The 1,560-nt window shown below is 36.4% G+C and carries 2 protein-coding genes; one reads left to right on the forward strand and one right to left on the reverse strand.

Features of this window, described 5'->3' with window-relative positions; translation table 11 throughout:
• Positions 1 to 79: 79 nt before the first annotated feature.
• Positions 80 to 601 carry a hypothetical protein gene (locus tag ACT6XC_RS05415; RefSeq protein WP_443741073.1) on the forward strand — a complete coding sequence of 174 codons (522 nt, stop codon included), beginning with the start codon at positions 80 to 82 and terminating at the stop codon, positions 599 to 601.
• Between the two features lie 40 nt (positions 602 to 641).
• Here ACT6XC_RS05415 and ACT6XC_RS05420 read toward each other — a convergent pair whose 3' ends face one another.
• On the reverse strand, positions 642 to 1,379 hold the full coding sequence (locus ACT6XC_RS05420) for a hypothetical protein (RefSeq protein WP_443737691.1): 738 nt from the start codon (positions 1,377 to 1,379) through the stop codon (positions 642 to 644).
• Between the last annotated feature and the right edge of the window lie 181 nt (positions 1,380 to 1,560).

Raw genomic sequence — 1,560 nt, forward strand, 5'->3', positions numbered from 1 at the left:
TACCAATACCAATACCAATACCAATACCAATACCAATACCAATACCAATACCAATCTTGTCGCTTCTACAAAAATTGCCATGAGATTTAACAATGGCGAAGATTACGCATTTTTTGTAAGAAACAATAAAGATATGTTTACGGATGTTTCGGATTTGGAAAATGCTTATATTTTGCGTGAGTCAGAAATTATTCCTGTTGATCTTTCAAAGATGCTTTACGATGCAACTTATTACAGTAAGATTGAAATTAAATACAATGACCGTCTTATTGTGCCTTTTAAGCAGTTCTTCGTGACAGTTTCTGGCGCAGTTTATTCTCCTGGACGGTATCCGTATATTCCTGACAGAACTTGGGATTACTATGTTGGACTTGCTGGTGGATTTATTAAAGAAAAGAATAAAATGGATGCGGTAACCATAATCGACATTAACGGAAAAAAACATAAAAAGACTGAATTTATTTTGCCGGAAATGACAATTGACGCAAAAGCAAACAGCGGACTGTATTATTTTAATCAATACGCTCCTGTAATAACAACGATTTTGTCGGCAGTTTCGACAAGTATTTCTGTTCTTGCAGTGACTGGAGTAATAAATTAAAGCAAAAAACCGGTTTGAAGATTTTCAAACCGGTTTTTTGTTAAGAATTGGCTTCAAATTTTTTTAAGGTCGATTTTAATTCTGCGTTTTCTTCGGCAAGTTCTTCCATTCTTGTTTTTTGGAAGAGCAGTTCCTGTGCGTATGGAAGTGTTTTTGCCCAGGAAATGAAACTTTTGAGTGATGGATTGTCTTCGCCTGACCATTCGTTTAATTTGTGGTGCCGTCTTTGTCCGTTCGAGCACATTCCGAGAAGATTTTCGTAATTCATTGTTACTGTGCGTTTTTGAAGCCAGCTTTCCGGAAGAAGGCGAATTAGTTCTTTCCAGTATTTTTTTTCTTTTGTTTCGTTGAATTTGTTTCTGAGTGATTCGAGAACTTCAATTAAAGACTGCCAGGCAGTTTGTGCATCTTTGAAGGTTGAATTGCAATCGGTGTTTATAAAATCGTCGTGTTCAAAACAGTCAAAAGTGATTGGCGTTGAAGCGAGTTTGTGCATTTTGCTTGTTGAATTTGCAACTGTCGAAACTTTGTAAGTGTCAAATTCGCTCCACCAGTACATTGGGGCGGTAATATCTACAGAAACAAAAATCTGGCGCAAAAATTTTCGATGTTCTGAACCGCTTTTTATGAGTGTCTGCATAAGTTTTAAGTCGGCAGAACCGATATTTGCCTGAATGCCGTAAAAAGTGCTGTCAGATTTTGCCCAACTGTTTTTTGGATTTCTCATTCCGCGGATTGCGTGTTCAAAACCCCAGACCTGTGTATTTTCAAAGTTCATTGTAAACTCCTGTTTTTTTATTTGGATTATTAGAATAACAGAAAAGAAAGGTTGTTTAAATAGATTATTTGCATTGTGTGGATTGCGTGCAAGTTTATATTTGATGATTTTTTAAACCGCGGTTATTATTTAATATATGGCTTTGTACGAAGCTAAAAGCACACAACCTTGCCTGCGGCAA

The organism is Treponema berlinense (genome assembly GCF_052273165.1).
Taxonomy (GTDB): domain Bacteria; phylum Spirochaetota; class Spirochaetia; order Treponematales; family Treponemataceae; genus Treponema_D; species Treponema_D berlinense_A.